A 13716-nucleotide genomic window follows, 5' to 3' on the forward strand; every position below is an offset into this window, starting at 1 on the left:
GCGGTTCCTCTCAGGCGGTGACGTCGACGCGCCAGGTGGAGAAGCGGCGCTCGACGGCGACGAGGAGCTGGTTGACGACGAGACCGATGGCGGAGATGGTGATGATCCCGGCGTACATGTCGGGGATCGCGAAGTTGTACTGCGCGTAGTTGATGAGGTAGCCGAGCCCGGCCTTGGCGCCCACCATCTCGGCGGCGACCAGCACCAGGATCGAGTACGCCCCGGCCAGCCGGACGCCGGTGAAGATGGTCGGCACCGCGCCGGGCAGGATCACCTTCTGGAACAGCCGCAGGTGGTCCAGCCCCATCGAGCGGGCGGAGCGGACCAACAGGGGGTCGACCCCCTTCACGCCGGCGACGGTGTTCAGCAGGATCGGCCAGGAGCAGGCGTAGAGCACCAGGGCGATCTTCGACGTCTCGCCCAGGCCGAGGATCAGCACGAAGACCGGCAGCAGGGCCAGCGCGGCGGTGTTGCGGAACACCTCCAGCAGCGGGCTGAGCAGCTCCGCCAGTGGCCGGTACCAGCCGATCAGCAGCCCCAGCGGGATGGCGGTGAGCACCGCCAGGCCGAGCCCGGTCAGCGACCGGGTCAGGCTGGCCCCGACGTGGTCGGCGAGCTGGCCGCTGCGCAGCAGCTGCCCCCAGGCCCCGAGCACCTCCGACAGCGGCGGCAGGAAGACCCGGTCGACCAGGCCGGCGCGGGGCGCGGTCTCCCAGACGGCGGCCAGCGCGAGCAGCGCGGCGGTACGGTGCAGCGCGCGACCGCCGAGGCCGAGCAGCCGGCTGGCCGGTGCGGGCGCGTCGACCGGCGCCGGAGGTGCGGCGGCGGCCGCCAGTCGGGTGGGTCGTTCGGCGATGTCAACCAACGCGGGCCTCCTCGGCGCGGACCGGTGCGGACGTCCCGCGCCCGGCGGGGGCTTCCTCGGTACGGGTGGTCGACGGCCGTTCGGCCGCCTGGGCCGCGCGCACCTCGTCCCGCAGCAGGGACCAGATCTGGTGCCGGTGGTGCCGGAAGGCGTCGCTGGAGCGGACGTCCGCCACCGCTGACCGGTCGCCGAGGTCGATCTCGATGACCTGCTTGACCCGCCCCGGGCGGGAGGTCATCACCGCGACCCGCTGGCCGAGGTGGACGGCCTCGTCGATGCCGTGCGTGATGAAGACGATCGTCTTGCCGGTGCGTTCCCAGATGCGTACCAGCTCGTCCTGCAACGAGTCGCGGGTCTGCGCGTCGAGCGCGGCGAACGGCTCGTCCATGAGCAGGATGTCCGGGTCGTAGGCGAGGCTGCGGGCGATGGCCACCCGCTGCTTCATGCCGCCGGACAGCTCGTGCGGGTAGCGCTCGGCGAAGCCGCGCAACCCGACCAGGTCGAGGTGGCGCGCGACCAGTTCGGCCCGGTCGGCCCGGGGCACGCCCTTGGCCTCCAGCCCGAACGCGACGTTGCCGGCGGCGGTGCGCCACGGCAGCAGCGCGTACTGCTGGAAGACGATGCCGCGGTCCAGGCCCGGTCCGGTGACCGGGCGGCCGTCGACCAGGATCTGCCCGGCGGTCGGCTTCGACAGGCCGCCGAGCAGGTCGAGCAGGGTGGACTTGCCGCAGCCGCTGGGGCCCACGACGACCAGGAACTCACCGGCGCGTACGCCCAGGGTCAGCCGGTCCACGGCGGTGACCGCGCCGCCGGTGGCCCGGCGGGCGGCACCGGCCGGGAAGGTCTTCGTCACCCGGTCGAAGTAGATCTTGTCGGTGGTCACGCGCCACCCCCGTCGGCGAACGGGTTGTACCGGTTGGTGTAGACCTCGCCGGGCGCGGGTTTGTCGCCCTTGAGTTCGCCCTCGGCGGCCAGCCAGTCGATCCAGGTGGCGAACTCCTGGTCGGTGATCACGCCGCCCCGGCCGGCCACCCCGCTGCTCTTCCAGTACCGCACCAGCGAGGGGTCCTCGTTGCGGCCGCGCTTGGCGATGATCGCCTCGAACCGGGCCACCACCGTCTCCCGGGGCTGGGTGCGGGCCCACTCGATGGCCTTGCCGACGCCGGTGACGAAGGTCTTCACCGTCTCCGGGTTGCGCCTGATGAAGTCGTCGCGGAACACGTACGCGCCGGCGCTGAACGCGCCGAGCAGCTCGTAGTCGGTGAAGACGGTGCGGATGCCGCCGTTCGCGACGGCCTTGTCGCGGATCACCCCGCCGAGCACGGCGACGTCGATCTGCCGCTGGCGCAGCGACTGTTCGATGTTGACCGGCGGCAGCGCGACCAGTTCGACCTGCCGGATCTCGGCCGGGCTGAGCCCGCCGCCGGCCAGCCAGGTCTTGAGCACCGCCTCGGCGTGCGCGCCCAGGGTGTTCATCGCGACCTTGCGGCCGATCAGGTCGCGCGGGCCGCGGATCGGGCTGTCGTCGAGCACGTAGTAGCCCTGGAAGCTCTGCGCGTCGGAGCCGTAGTAGCTGACCACGGCGGTGATCGGCGCGCCGGCCGAGGCGAGCTTGACGATGGCGCCGTTGAACGCGCCGCCGAAGTCGCTCTGCCCGGTGGCGGTGGCCTGGACGTCCTGCGGGCCGCCGGTGACGTTGCCGATCCAGTCGAGTCGGACGTCGCCGAGGTAGCCGAGGTCCTCGGCGAGTTCGGGCAGGGTGACCTGCCCGACCGAACCCTGGTAGCGCAGTTCGGTCACCTGCTCGCCGCCGGCGGTGGCCCGCCCACCGCATCCGGTGGCGGCGAGGACGACCAGCGCGGCGGTGGCGGCGAGGGTACGGGTGCGGGCACGACGGGGTGGGGACATGAGGTCTCCTGATCTGTCCACAGTCGGTGGGAGGGGCCCGGAGGAGGGCGCGACGGCACACCGCTCGGCGATGAGCGGGGGTGCGGTGAGAGGGCGGCGAGGTGGACCGAGGCGAAGGCGCCGGTCAGCTCAACAGAGCGCGCTCGCGTGCCGGACCAGGTCGACGTGCACGCGAGCGGTGAGGAGAAGCTCGTCCCGCTGCGACATGACCACATGCTGCCGGCGCCCGGACGACCCGGTCAACGCCCTTCCGAAAGATGAGACTCGCGTCGCTGCCTTTGTTACAACCCGTCGCTACCAGCGTTTATCCATCCGCAACACCTATCTGGTGGATAGGAATTACTGGCCGCCACCGCCTCCGGCTGGATCGGGTTTCGCGAATCGCGCTCCCGGGCAATGTTCGGTTTGGACACGGCAGGGAATGGTGACGAAGGGAGCCCCGCGATGGGTCTGATGTTCCGCAAGCGCAAGAAGTACGGGCCGATCATCCTGAACTTCACCGAGAACGGTTTCTCGTCCTGGAGCATCAAGATCGGTCGCTGGTCCTGGAACTCCCGGGCTCGGGCGCACCGCGTCGACCTGCCCGGCCCGCTCTCGTGGAAGCAGGACAAGTCCCGGACCTGACGTCCCGGACGTCGCGCGGGGTGTCGGTGGCTCACCGGCACCCCGCTCGGTGTCCGGGCCCGTGACCGCTCGGACGACGGGCCGCGGCCGGGGCCGGCGCCCCTTCCGCGGCGTCCGGCCGGCGACTCGGGGGGTCAGGGCGCGGGGTGCACAGGCGTCAGGCCGGTGGCTCGACGGCGGTGACGACGACGTCGCCGCCGAGCCGGCCGTGTTCCGGGTCGCGGCGCACCGCCCCGGAGTGCAGCAGCCCGGTCAGCGCCCGGACGGCGTCGGCGGAGCGGTAGACGGTCGAGGTGAGCGCGTGCCGGCGCAGCTCGGTGACCGTACGCGGGCCGGCGCGGTGCAGTTCGGCCAGCAGTTCCCGGCGCAGCGGCCCGGGCTCGGGGTCCAGTGCGATGTCCAGCAGCCGCCCGGCCGGGTCCGCCGGGTCGCGGTAGCGGACCCCGGCGTACTCGTCGACCGCCCAGAGCGCCTCCTTGAACGCCTCCAGGCTCTTGTCCGACCCGGTGGCGAAGGCCAGCCGCCGCGCCGGTGAGCCGTCGGCGGGCACCAGGTCGACCTCGGTCACCAGCGGGAACCCGGCGACCCCCAGTTCGGCCCGGGTCGGCACGTCGACGGCGGTCAGCAGCAGCATCTCGGCCGGGCGGCCGGAGGCCGCGGCGGCGAGCACGGCGGGGTCCGGCGGAGCGGGGTCGTCCACGAACGACAGCGCGGGGGCGCCGGCCGCCCCGGCCGCCTTCAGCGCGACCGGCAGCCGGGCGGGTCGGCCGGGCACCACGTGCACGGCCACCTCGGCGGGCAGCTCCGCCTCGATGGGGCCGAGCCGGGCCGGCAGGTCCTCGCTCCCCTCGGCCAGCACCAGGACGGTCAGCCGGCGGCCGCGCAGCCGGTCGGCGTACTCGGCGACCACCCGCAGCGCGGCCTCGGCCCCGCCCGCGTCGCCCTCCGCGTACGCGCAGGCCACGGTGGCCCGGCGGGCACGGTGCAGCGCCCCCGGCAACCAGTGCTCCAGGTGTCGGACGAGCAGCTCGCGGAGCACGGCGTCGGTCGGCATGCTGCCGTTCTACCGCACCGGAGCGGCCGGCGGGCGGCCCGGCCCCGTCCGGGTGCCGGGCGGACACCCGCCGCGGGCCCGGGCGGGGGGCAGCCGTGACATCGCCGGCTCAGGCGGGGATGGAGATGCCCACCCCGCCGCGGGTCTGGCCGCCGTAGCGCCGCCGCTCGGCGTCCAGGTCGAGCCGGCCGATCCGCTTCCGCGCGGCCAGCGCGGCGTCGTCGAGCCGGTCGGCCGGTACCAGCCAGACGATCTCGAACTCCAGGCCGTCCGGGTCCTGGCCGTAGAGGCTCTTGGTGGTGCCGTGGTCGGAGGTGCCGACCAGGGCGCCGGCGGCGGCCAGCCGCTGGGCGGTGGCGGCCAGTTCGTCCAGCGTGTCCACCTCCCAGGCCAGGTGGTAGAGGCCGACGGTGCCCCGGCCGGCGGCGGAGCGGCCGGCGCCGGCGCCGATCTCGAACAGGCCGAGGTCGTGGTCGTTGGTGGAGTCGGGCGCCTGGAGGAAGGTGGCGCCCCGGAAGCCCTCCGGGGTCATCGCCACCGGGCGGAAGCCCAGCACGTCCCGGTAGAAGGCGACGCTGCGGGCGAGGTCACTGACGTAGAGGACGGCGTGGTTCAGGCGGTGGATTCCCATGCCCCCGACGCTAGCGCGATTTAGTTGAGCCTTCAACTAACTGGGCTATGATGGGCGCCATGACCCGCTGGCTGGACCCGGACGAGCAGCGCACCTGGCGGGCGTTCCTGACCGCCTCCCGGGCGCTGATGGAGACGCTCGACCGCGAGCTGCAACGCGACGCCGGGATGCCGCACGCGTACTACGAGATCCTGGTCCGGCTCTCCGAGGCGCCGGGGCGCCGGCTGCGGATGAGCGAGCTGGCCGAGGCGAGCGGCGCCTCGCGCAGCCGGCTCTCGCACGCGGTGTCCCGGATGGAGGCGGCCGGGTGGCTGCGCCGCGAGGAGTGCCCGACCGACCGGCGCGGGCAGATCGCGCTGCTCACCGAGGCGGGGTACGCCACCCTCGCCGCCGCCGCTCCCGGGCACGTCGAGGGGGTACGCCGGCACCTGTTCGACGCGCTGACCCCGGCCCAGGTCGACCAGCTGCGCCGGATCAGCGAGACGCTGGCCGACCACCTGACCGGTTCCTGACCGAACCGCTCCGGCGCGGGACTTGTACTTACCGTCGTCGGTTGAGCACGATGGGGCGTGCCCTCCGGCTTCGGTGAACTGACTGACCAGGCGCACCACCTGGTGTCCGCCGGCGACCTCGCCGGCGCCCAGCGGCTGCTCGCCGACGCGCTGACCGAGGCCGACCCGCGACCGGCCAACGCCACCCCCGAGCTGGCCGAGGCGGCCAGCCTCCAGGCCCGGGTGCTGGTCGCCCTCGGCGAACCGCACTCCGCCCGCGGCTGGGCCGCCTTCGCGTACGCGGCCACCACCCGGCTGCACGGCCGCTCCGACCAGCGCACGGTCGCCGCCGCGGCCACCCTGGCGGCGGTGCTGCACCGGGTCGGCAGCTGGTCCCGCGCCGCCCGGCTCTACCAGGAGGTCATCATCGAGCTGACCGCCCTGGACGGACCGGAGTCGCTGCGGGTGCTCGCCGCGCACGCCGACCTGGCCACCGTGGAGTACGCGCGCGGCCAGTGCCAGGTGGCCCGGGACCGGCTCCAGGACGCCTGGGAGCTGCACCGCGAGGTCTACGGCGACGGCCATCCCAGCGGCATCAAGATGCTCGCCCGGCTGGGCGCGATGCAGCGCGACTGCGGGCAGTTCGCCGAGGCGCACGACAACCTGGCGCTGGCCCGGGAGCTGTGCCGGCAGCACCTGCCCGCGGACGACCCGCTGGCCGCGCAGGTGGCCACGCTGGCCCGGGCCGCGGCGAACGCGGACCACGTCTGCGCCGAGACCGCCCCGGTGAGCCGGGACGGCCCGGTCGTGCCGGCGGCGCGCACCCCGCCCCCCGGCGACGGGCCGGCGCCGGAGGCCCGGCCCCGGTCCGCGGAGCACCCGCCGGAGGACTGGCACCGGTCGGAGGACTGGCACCCGTCCGGCTGGCCGGAGGGCGGGGAGACCGGGCCGGCCGACGCCGCCGATCCCCCGGTGCCGACGCCCCGGCAGCCGGTGGACGGCCCGACCACCGCGCCGGAGCAGGGCTGGTGGCCCCCGGAGCAGGGCCCGGACGACGGGCCGGGCAGCGCGGTACCCCCGTCGGTGGTCACCCTGGCCGACGGACCGGTCGACGAGGCGGACGGGGTGCGCCGGGTGCCCCGGCACGACGAACCGCCGTACCCGCCGTCGCCGCTGCTGCCCGTGCCGGTGGACCGGCCGCCGGGCCGGCCCACCACCCGGCTGCTGCTGCTCGTCGTGGCGGGCGTGGCCGTGGTGCTGCTCGGCACCGCGGCGGTCATCGCCGGGGTGTCCCGGATGGACGGCGACGCGGAACCGGCCGCCCCGGCCGCCAGCGGCGGGCCGGCCACCTCCGCCGCGCCGAGCACCGCCGCACCGGCCGCCCCCTCGCCGACCGGCGTCGCGGCCGCCCCACCCGGCACCCCGCCCGGCGCGGTGACCCTGCGGGACAACCGGGACAACGTGGCGCTGAGCTGGACCTACCCGGCCGGTGGCGAGGGGCCGGTGGTGATCTCCGGTGGCCGGGCGGGCCAGGCCCAGACCGCCTTCGCCGACCTGCCCGCCGGCACCAGCAGCTTCGTCGTCTACGGCCTGAACCGCAGCACCGACTACTGCTTCACGGTCGCCGTCGTCTGGTCCGCCGACACGGTCGCCCGCGCCGAGCAGGTCTGCACCCGCCGCCGCTGACACCCGGCGGGCGCGGCCGCGAGTCGGTGGCGGGCCGGGCCGATCCGGGCCGGCCCCGCCGTCGAAGCCTTCCGCCGCGCCCACCGGCCCCGGTTCGGCGTCGAGAGTTCGGCAGTGCCGGCGGACCGATCCGGGCCGGCTCAGGCCGGCTCGTCGGGAAGGGCCGGCAGCCGCAGCCGCACGCACAGCCCGGGACCGGGCTCGGCGTCGGCCAGCTCGACAGTGCCGCCCGCCCGGCGGACCAGTTCCCGGACGATGGCCAGCCCCAGCCCGGTGCCGCCGGCGTCCCGGGCCCGCGCGTCGTCGAGCCGGGTGAACCGGTCGAAGACCCGCGCCCGGTCCGCGACCGGGATGCCCGGCCCGTCGTCGGTCACCGTCACCAGGTGGTACCCGCCCGGCCCGGCACCGCGCGACGCCGGGGCGGCCGGGCCGGGCCGGTCGGCGCTCGGCGCCGGCACGGCGGTCAGCACCACCTCGCCGCGGGCGTGCCGGACCGCGTTGTCCACCAGGTTGGCCAGGATCCGGTGCAGTTCGTCGGCGTCGCCCACCGTCCAGGCCGGCGCGGCCGGCGCGAGCACCCGTACCGGCGGCGACGGGTACCGGGTGGCCACCGCGGCCAGCAGCCCGCCCAGCTCCACCGGGCCGGTGGCCCGGGTCGGCGGCGCCTCGTCCAGCCGGGCCAGCAGCAGCAGGTCGTCGACGAGCCGGCTGAGCCGCTCGGTGTCGGCGAGCAGGTTCGCCGACACCGCCGTCCAGTCGGTCCGCCCGGCCAGTCGCTGCGCCACCTCCAGCTCGGTGCGGATGTTGGTCAGCGGGCTGCGCAGCTCGTGCGCCGCGTCCGCGACGAAGGCCCGCTGCCGGTTCCGGGCCGACTCCAGCCGGCCGAGCATGCCGTTGAGGGTGACCGCCAGCCGGTGGATCTCGTCCCGGGACGCGGGCACCGGTAGCCGGCCGCCGCCGTCGCGTCCGGTGATCTCCTCGGCCCCGCGGCGCAGCTCCTCCACCGGCCGCAGCGTCGCCCCGACCACCCGCCAGGCCACCACCGCGAGCACGCCCACCAGCAGCGGGAAGGCGACCAGCAGGATGGTGCCCACCACGTGCGTGCTGTGCCGCACGTCGGCCATCGACCGGGCGACCAGCACGGTCCGCGGGTCCGCCCCGGTGCCGGCCGGCACGGCCACCACCCGGACCGGTCCGGGCAGCCCCACCCGCTCCCCCGACACCGTCACCCGCTGCCGGGCGTCCCGGTCGATCTGCTCCGGCCGCAGCATCGGCACCAGCCGGTCGGCGTCGATCGAGGCGGCCCGCACCCGCCCTTCGGCATCGACCACCTGCACCCTGGTCTGGCCCGCGGCCACCGGCAGCGGGTCGGGCAGCGCGTCCTCCGCGGCGAGCAGCGCGACCGCGTCGGCGGTGCGGAACGCCTCGGCGTCCACGCTGCGTTGCAGCACGAAGCGGAGCACCCCGAGCAGGACCAGCCCGCCGACCGCCAGCCCCACGGAGAGGCCGAGCACCCCGAGCACCATGAGCCGGCCGCGCAGCCCGAACGCGGCCCGCAGCCGCCCCCACCGTCCGCTCACGTCGCCAGCCGGTAACCCGCCCCGCGGACGGTCTCCAGCCGCTCCCGGCCGATCTTGCGCCGCAGGTAGCCGACGTAGACCTCGACCACGTTCGGCGCGGTGTCCATCCCGGCGTCCCAGACGTGGTCGAGCAGTTCGGTCTTGGAGACCACCTCGCCGGGGCGGCGCATCAGGTAGTCCAGCAGCGCGAACTCCCGGGCGGTCAGGTCCACCTCGGCGTCGGCCCGGGTCACCCGGCGCCGGGCCGGGTCGAGGGTGAGGTCGCCGACCGCGAGCACCGTCGGGCGTTCCGGCGCGCCCCGGCGCAGCAGCGCCCGCAGCCGGGCCAGCAGCACCACGTACGAGAAGGGCTTGGTGAGGTAGTCGTCGGCGCCGCAGTCCAGCCCGTCGGCCTGGTCGTACTCGCCGTCCTTGGCCGAGAGCATGAGCACCGGCAGCCAGTGCTCCTCGGCGCGCAGCCGGCGGACCACCTCGTAACCGGAGAGGCCGGGCAGCATGACGTCGAGGATCATGGCGTCGTAGCCGCCGTGCCGGGCCGCGTCCAGCCCGGCCGGGCCGGTCGCCGCCACGTCCACCGCGAAGCCCTCGGCCTGCAGGCCCCGTTGCAGGGCCGCCGCCAGCCGCGACTCGTCCTCCACCACCAGCAACCGCACGGGTCAAGGGTGCCACCCCCGGACGAGGGGCCGCGGCGGCGTCCTCAGCGCCCTCTCAGCCTCGATTGGGCAGGATGTGACCAGGAGGTGCCACACATGTCCGTCCTGAAGAGCCGTCCCGTCCTGCGCTGGCTGGTCCCGGTGACCGCCGCCGCCACCGTCATCGGCGGCGGTGCCGCGCTCGGCACGTTCGCCGCCCAGGCCGAGCCGAGCCTGCCGCCGCGCACCGCCGCCGAACTCCTGGTCGACCTGCAGACCTCGCGGCTGGAGGGGCTCTCCGGCACGGTCGTGCAGCGCGCCGACCTGGGCCTGCCGCCGCTCGCCGGGCTGGCCGGCGGTGAGCTGGGCAGCCTGCTGACCGGCACGCACACGCTGCGGGTCTGGCACTCCGGCCCGGACCGGCAGCGGATCGCGCTGCTGGACACCCTCGGCGAGAAGGACGTCATCCGCAACGGCCGGGACGTCTGGACCTGGGACAGCCGGACCAACACCGCCACCCACCGCACGCTGCCCACCGAGAGCGGCGAGCCGGCCGCGCCGGACCTGCCGGCGACCCCGCAGCAGGCGGCCGACCAGGCCCTCGCCGCGATCGACCCGAGCACCGAGGTGAGCGTCGGCCGCTCCGCCACGGTGGCCGGCCGGGACGCGTACGAGCTGGTGCTCGCGCCACGCGACGCCGCGTCGCTGGTGCACCAGGTGCGGATCGCCATCGACGCCGAGGAGCACGTGCCGCTGCGCTTCGAGGTCTTCGCCGACGGCAGCGACCAGCCGGCCTTCGAGATGGCCTTCACCCAGGTGGACTACGCCCGGCCCGCCGCCGACCAGTTCGCGTTCAACCCGCCGCCCGGCGTGACGATCACCGAGGAGTCGGTGGACCGGCCGGCGGGCGCGCACCGGGCCGAGCGGCCCGCGGGCGACCGGCCCCAGGTGCGTACGGTCGGCGAGGGCTGGACGACGGTGGTGGTCGCGCGGCTCGACGGCCCGGCCACCGGCGGCGCCGGTGAGCCGGCGCAGGCCCCGCCGGCCGAGGTCGCCGGCGTGCTGGACGCGCTGCCGAAGGTCAGCGGCGACTGGGGCAGCGGGCGGTTGCTGACCGGGAAGCTGTTCAGCGCGCTGCTCACCGACGACGGCCGGCTGCTCGCCGGCGCGGTCACCCCGGAGCGGCTCTACGAGGTGGCGAAGGGCTGACCTTCGGCGGCGGTCGGGGAGGTGTGCGCGCGCGCACCCTCCCGGCCGGCGCGTTTCGGGGGTGCGGGCCGGCGGGTGACGCCGGCCCGCGGCGCTTGGTCCGGCGGATCGGCGCGCGGTATCTTTCTCAGTTCAGGCAACAAAAAAGAACGGCCGAATAGCCGTTCCGGGAAAGATACTAACCAATTGGGAGACGGCTTGTCAAGGCACTCCGGCGATTCCGGTGAATTGCAGCCCGACGACGAGATCGGTCGCGAGCAGGAGTACGTCTCGATGCTCTACCGCCGGCTGGACGGGCTGCGTGAGCAGGCCTCCCGGCGGCTGGCCGAGGAACTGCGCAACACCGGCGGCACGTTGCAGGCCCGTTCCCAGCGCGACAGCGCGGTCGGGATGTACGCCGAACAGGTCGAGCAGTTCTCCGCGGTGGAGAGCGGCCTCTGCTTCGGCCGGCTGGACACCGACGACGGCGGCCGGCACTACATCGGCCGGATCGGCATCTTCGACACCAGCGGCGACTACGACCCGCTGCTGATCGACTGGCGGGCGCCGGCCGCCCGCGCCTTCTACCTCGCCACCGCCGCCAACCCGCAGGGCGTACGCCGGCGCCGGCACCTGCGCACCCGGGAGCGCAAGGTGACCGCGCTCAACGACGAGGTGCTCGACCTGGCCACCGCCTCCCCCACCGCGCACGAGGAGCTGACCGGGGAGGCGTCGCTGCTCGCCGCGCTGAACGCCGGGCGGACCGGGCGGATGCGCGACATCGTGGAGACCATCCAGGCCGAGCAGGACGCGGTCATCCGGGCCGACCTGCCGGGCGTGCTGGTGGTGCAGGGCGGGCCGGGCACCGGCAAGACGGCTGTCGCGCTGCACCGGGCCGCGTACCTGCTCTACACCCACCGCCGGGAACTCGCCACCCGCGGCGTGCTGCTGGTCGGCCCGAACGCGACCTTCCTGCGCTACATCTCCCAGGTACTGCCGGCGCTGGCCGAGACCGGTGTGCTGCTGCGCACCCAGGGCGACCTCTTTCCCGGGGTGAGCGCCCGGCGCACCGAGAGCCCCGAGGCGGCCGCGCTCAAGGGGCGGCTGGTGATGACCGAGGTGCTCGCCACCGCGGTGCGCGACCGGCAGTGGGTGCCCGCCGAGCCGCTGGAGGTCGAGCTGCCGCAGCGGGAGATCCTCCGGCTCGACCCGGCGACCGTCAGCGCCGCCCGGGACCGGGCCCGCCGCTCCGGCCGCCCGCACAACCTGGCCCGCGCGCTGTTCGACATCGAGATCGTGCACGCGCTCTCCGCGCAGGTCGCCGACCGGATCGGCGCCGACCCGCTGGGCGGGGAGAACCTGCTCGACGAGGCCGACATCGCGGAGATCCGCCGCGAGCTGCGCGAGGAGCCCGAGGTGCGGGCCGTGCTGGACGAGCTCTGGCCGGTGCTCACCCCGCAGCGCCTGCTCGCCGACCTGTACGCCTCGGCCGAGCGGATCGCCGCCGCCGCGCCGATGCTCACCGCCGCCGAGCGGGCCCTGCTGCACCGGGAGCCGGGCGGCTGGACGCCGGCTGACGTGCCGCTGCTGGACGAGGCGGCCGAGCTGCTCGGCGAGGACGAGCGGGCCGCGACGGCCCGCCGGGAGCGGATCCGGGCGCTGCAACGCGAGTACGCCGAGGGCGTCCTGGAGATCGCCCGGGGTTCCCGGTCGATCGACGTGGAGGACGAGGCCGAGGGCGGTGAGATCCTCGGCGTGACCGACCTGCTGGACGCCGACCGGCTGCTGGAGCGGCAGGAGGAGGTCGACCGGCTGACCACCGCCCAGCGGGCCGCGGCCGACCGGAACTGGGCGTTCGGCCACGTGATCGTGGACGAGGCGCAGGAGTTGTCACCGATGGCCTGGCGGCTGCTGATGCGCCGCTGTCCGAGCCGGTCGATGACGATCGTCGGGGACGTGGCGCAGACCGGCGCGTTGGCCGGCACGCCGTCCTGGGCCGACGCGCTGGAGCCGTACGTGGCGCAGCGCTGGCGGCTGGAGGAGCTGACGGTCAGCTACCGCACCCCGGCCGAGATCATGGCGGTCGCCGCCGAGGTGCTGGCCGGGATCGACCCGGCGCTGCGCCCACCCCGCTCGGTGCGCGAGAGCGGGTTCCCGCCCCGGGAGCGCTCGGTGCCGGCGGCGCGGCTGGCGGCCGAGCTGGTCGACGTGGTGACCGGGGAGGCGGCCGGGCTGGCCGACGGCCGGCTCGGCGTGATCGTGCCGGCCGGCCGGGTGGCCGAACTCGGGGCCGCGGTCACCGGCGCGCTGCCCGAGGCGGCCGTCGGCGAGCACCCGGAGCTGGAGAGCCGGGTCGTGGTGCTCACCGTCGCCCAGGCCAAGGGCCTGGAGTTCGACTCGGTCGTGGTGGTCGACCCCGACCGCATCGTGGCCGAGTCCCCCCGCGGCCGCAGCGACCTCTACGTCGCCCTCACCCGCGCCACCCAACGCCTAACCACCCTCCACCCCACCCCCTGACCCAGGGGGTGTCGAGGTCGATCATGAGGTTGGCGGCGATGTGGATCTCCTCCGCTGCCGCCAACCTCATGATCAACGGGGGTCACTACTCGGTGGTGGTGTTGCCGGGGCCGGTGGCGATGGTGGACTGGTCGCTGGTGGAGCCGCCGGTGGGGGTGCTCAGGCCGCCGGTGGTGGCGTCGCCGGTGGTGGTCGGGGCGACCTTGCCCGGGTGCCGCTCCGGCTGGCGGGCCAGCCGCCGCACGCTCGCCGGGCCGGCGGTGCCACCGGTCGTGGTGACCGCGCCCTGACCCCGGGTCGGGCCGCCGTCGCGCAGCACGGTGGGGTCGACCGACACGTGCGCCGGGTCGTCCGGGTCCTCCTCCTGGCGCACCCGCTCCACGTCCGTGCGGGGCACGGTCACCTCGTCCAGGGCACCCTCGCCGTACACACCGCCGGCGATCCGGTTCTCCGCCCGCCGGGCGGCGTCCTGTCGCATGTCGTCCTCACGCACGATCCATCACCTCGCAGAAAAGGGTCGGTCTCTGTGCGTGCCCGACG

The 13716-nt window shown here is 75.3% G+C and carries 14 protein-coding genes; 5 read left to right on the forward strand and 9 right to left on the reverse strand.

Features of this window, described 5'->3' with window-relative positions; genetic code table 11:
• Positions 1-10: 10 nt before the first annotated feature.
• The 4 genes from Q3W71_RS01290 to Q3W71_RS30925 all read right to left on the reverse strand — a co-directional run bounded on the left by Q3W71_RS01290 (position 11) and on the right by Q3W71_RS30925 (position 2980).
• Entirely contained in the window at positions 11-865 is an 855-nt protein-coding gene (locus Q3W71_RS01290) for an ABC transporter permease (RefSeq protein WP_302917427.1), read from the reverse strand.
• Positions 858-1748 carry an ABC transporter ATP-binding protein gene (locus tag Q3W71_RS01295; RefSeq protein WP_302917428.1) on the reverse strand — a complete coding sequence of 297 codons (891 nt, stop codon included), beginning with the start codon at positions 1746-1748 and terminating at the stop codon, positions 858-860. The genes Q3W71_RS01290 and Q3W71_RS01295 overlap by 8 nt, the downstream gene beginning before the upstream one ends.
• Positions 1745-2773, reverse strand: coding sequence for an ABC transporter substrate-binding protein (locus Q3W71_RS01300; RefSeq protein WP_302917429.1), 1029 nt, complete (start codon positions 2771-2773; stop codon positions 1745-1747). The genes Q3W71_RS01295 and Q3W71_RS01300 overlap by 4 nt, the downstream gene beginning before the upstream one ends.
• A 129-nt stretch (positions 2774-2902) precedes the next feature.
• A complete protein-coding gene (locus Q3W71_RS30925; RefSeq protein ID WP_349881247.1) occupies positions 2903-2980 on the reverse strand; it encodes a putative leader peptide in 78 nt (25 codons plus the stop codon).
• Between the two features lie 237 nt (positions 2981-3217).
• Here Q3W71_RS30925 and Q3W71_RS01305 point away from each other — a divergent pair, with 237 nt between their 5' ends.
• Positions 3218-3397: a DUF4236 domain-containing protein gene (locus Q3W71_RS01305; RefSeq protein WP_155333237.1), complete on the forward strand. Its 180-nt coding sequence runs from the start codon at positions 3218-3220 to the stop codon at positions 3395-3397.
• A 157-nt stretch (positions 3398-3554) separates the two neighbouring features.
• Here the strand turns inward: Q3W71_RS01305 and Q3W71_RS01310 are convergent, their stop codons facing one another.
• Positions 3555-4451, reverse strand: a complete 897-nt coding sequence (locus tag Q3W71_RS01310; protein ID WP_302917430.1) for a hypothetical protein — start codon at positions 4449-4451, stop codon at positions 3555-3557.
• A gap of 109 nt (positions 4452-4560) precedes the next feature.
• The gene (locus Q3W71_RS01315; RefSeq protein WP_302917431.1) at positions 4561-5082 is read right to left on the reverse strand and encodes a VOC family protein; all 522 of its coding nucleotides are present in this window, start codon (positions 5080-5082) and stop codon (positions 4561-4563) included.
• 50 nt (positions 5083-5132) lie between these two features.
• Between Q3W71_RS01315 and Q3W71_RS01320 the strand changes: the two genes are divergently transcribed.
• Both Q3W71_RS01320 and Q3W71_RS01325 read left to right on the forward strand, forming a co-directional pair.
• Complete coding sequence (locus tag Q3W71_RS01320) at positions 5133-5594, forward strand: MarR family winged helix-turn-helix transcriptional regulator (RefSeq protein WP_302917432.1); 462 nt, start codon at positions 5133-5135, stop codon at positions 5592-5594.
• Positions 5595-5651: 57 nt separating this feature from the next.
• Positions 5652-7259 carry a tetratricopeptide repeat protein gene (locus tag Q3W71_RS01325; RefSeq protein WP_302917433.1) on the forward strand — a complete coding sequence of 536 codons (1608 nt, stop codon included), beginning with the start codon at positions 5652-5654 and terminating at the stop codon, positions 7257-7259.
• Between the two features lie 140 nt (positions 7260-7399).
• Here Q3W71_RS01325 and Q3W71_RS01330 read toward each other — a convergent pair whose 3' ends face one another.
• A complete protein-coding gene (locus Q3W71_RS01330; protein WP_302918690.1) occupies positions 7400-8785 on the reverse strand; it encodes a cell wall metabolism sensor histidine kinase WalK in 1386 nt (461 codons plus the stop codon).
• 50 nt (positions 8786-8835) lie between these two features.
• Positions 8836-9492: a response regulator transcription factor gene (locus Q3W71_RS01335; RefSeq protein ID WP_302917434.1), complete on the reverse strand. Its 657-nt coding sequence runs from the start codon at positions 9490-9492 to the stop codon at positions 8836-8838.
• Between the two features lie 96 nt (positions 9493-9588).
• Here Q3W71_RS01335 and Q3W71_RS01340 point away from each other — a divergent pair, with 96 nt between their 5' ends.
• Together Q3W71_RS01340 and Q3W71_RS01345 are read left to right on the forward strand one after the other, a co-directional pair.
• Complete coding sequence (locus Q3W71_RS01340) at positions 9589-10680, forward strand: sigma-E factor regulatory protein RseB domain-containing protein (protein ID WP_302917435.1); 1092 nt, start codon at positions 9589-9591, stop codon at positions 10678-10680.
• A gap of 273 nt (positions 10681-10953) precedes the next feature.
• Positions 10954-13176 carry an ATP-binding domain-containing protein gene (locus Q3W71_RS01345; RefSeq protein ID WP_302918691.1) on the forward strand — a complete coding sequence of 741 codons (2223 nt, stop codon included), beginning with the start codon at positions 10954-10956 and terminating at the stop codon, positions 13174-13176.
• Positions 13177-13261: 85 nt separating this feature from the next.
• Here Q3W71_RS01345 and Q3W71_RS01350 read toward each other — a convergent pair whose 3' ends face one another.
• Positions 13262-13669, reverse strand: a complete 408-nt coding sequence (locus tag Q3W71_RS01350) for a hypothetical protein (protein ID WP_302917436.1) — start codon at positions 13667-13669, stop codon at positions 13262-13264.
• Positions 13670-13716: the final 47 nt, after the last annotated feature.

Origin of the sequence: Micromonospora sp. C28SCA-DRY-2 (genome assembly GCF_030519475.1) — a bacterium.
Taxonomy (GTDB): Bacteria; Actinomycetota; Actinomycetes; order Mycobacteriales; family Micromonosporaceae; genus Micromonospora.

Bases quoted from the DNA above. Each gene is read 5' to 3' on its own strand.
- Q3W71_RS01310 (WP_302917430.1), bottom strand. From the start codon at position 4,451: ATGCCGACCGACGCCGTGCTCCGCGAGCTGCTCGTCCGACACCTGGAG.
- Q3W71_RS30925 (WP_349881247.1), bottom strand. From the start codon at position 2,980: ATGTCGCAGCGGGACGAGCTTCTCCTCACCGCTCGCGTGCACGTCGAC.
- Q3W71_RS01305 (WP_155333237.1), top strand. From the start codon at position 3,218: ATGGGTCTGATGTTCCGCAAGCGCAAGAAGTACGGGCCGATCATCCTG.
- Q3W71_RS01320 (WP_302917432.1), top strand. From the start codon at position 5,133: ATGGGCGCCATGACCCGCTGGCTGGACCCGGACGAGCAGCGCACCTGG.
- Q3W71_RS01330 (WP_302918690.1), bottom strand. From the start codon at position 8,785: ATGGTGCTCGGGGTGCTCGGCCTCTCCGTGGGGCTGGCGGTCGGCGGG.
- Q3W71_RS01345 (WP_302918691.1), top strand. From the start codon at position 10,954: ATGCTCTACCGCCGGCTGGACGGGCTGCGTGAGCAGGCCTCCCGGCGG.
- Q3W71_RS01340 (WP_302917435.1), top strand. From the start codon at position 9,589: ATGTCCGTCCTGAAGAGCCGTCCCGTCCTGCGCTGGCTGGTCCCGGTG.
- Q3W71_RS01300 (WP_302917429.1), bottom strand. From the start codon at position 2,773: ATGTCCCCACCCCGTCGTGCCCGCACCCGTACCCTCGCCGCCACCGCC.
- Q3W71_RS01315 (WP_302917431.1), bottom strand. From the start codon at position 5,082: ATGGGAATCCACCGCCTGAACCACGCCGTCCTCTACGTCAGTGACCTC.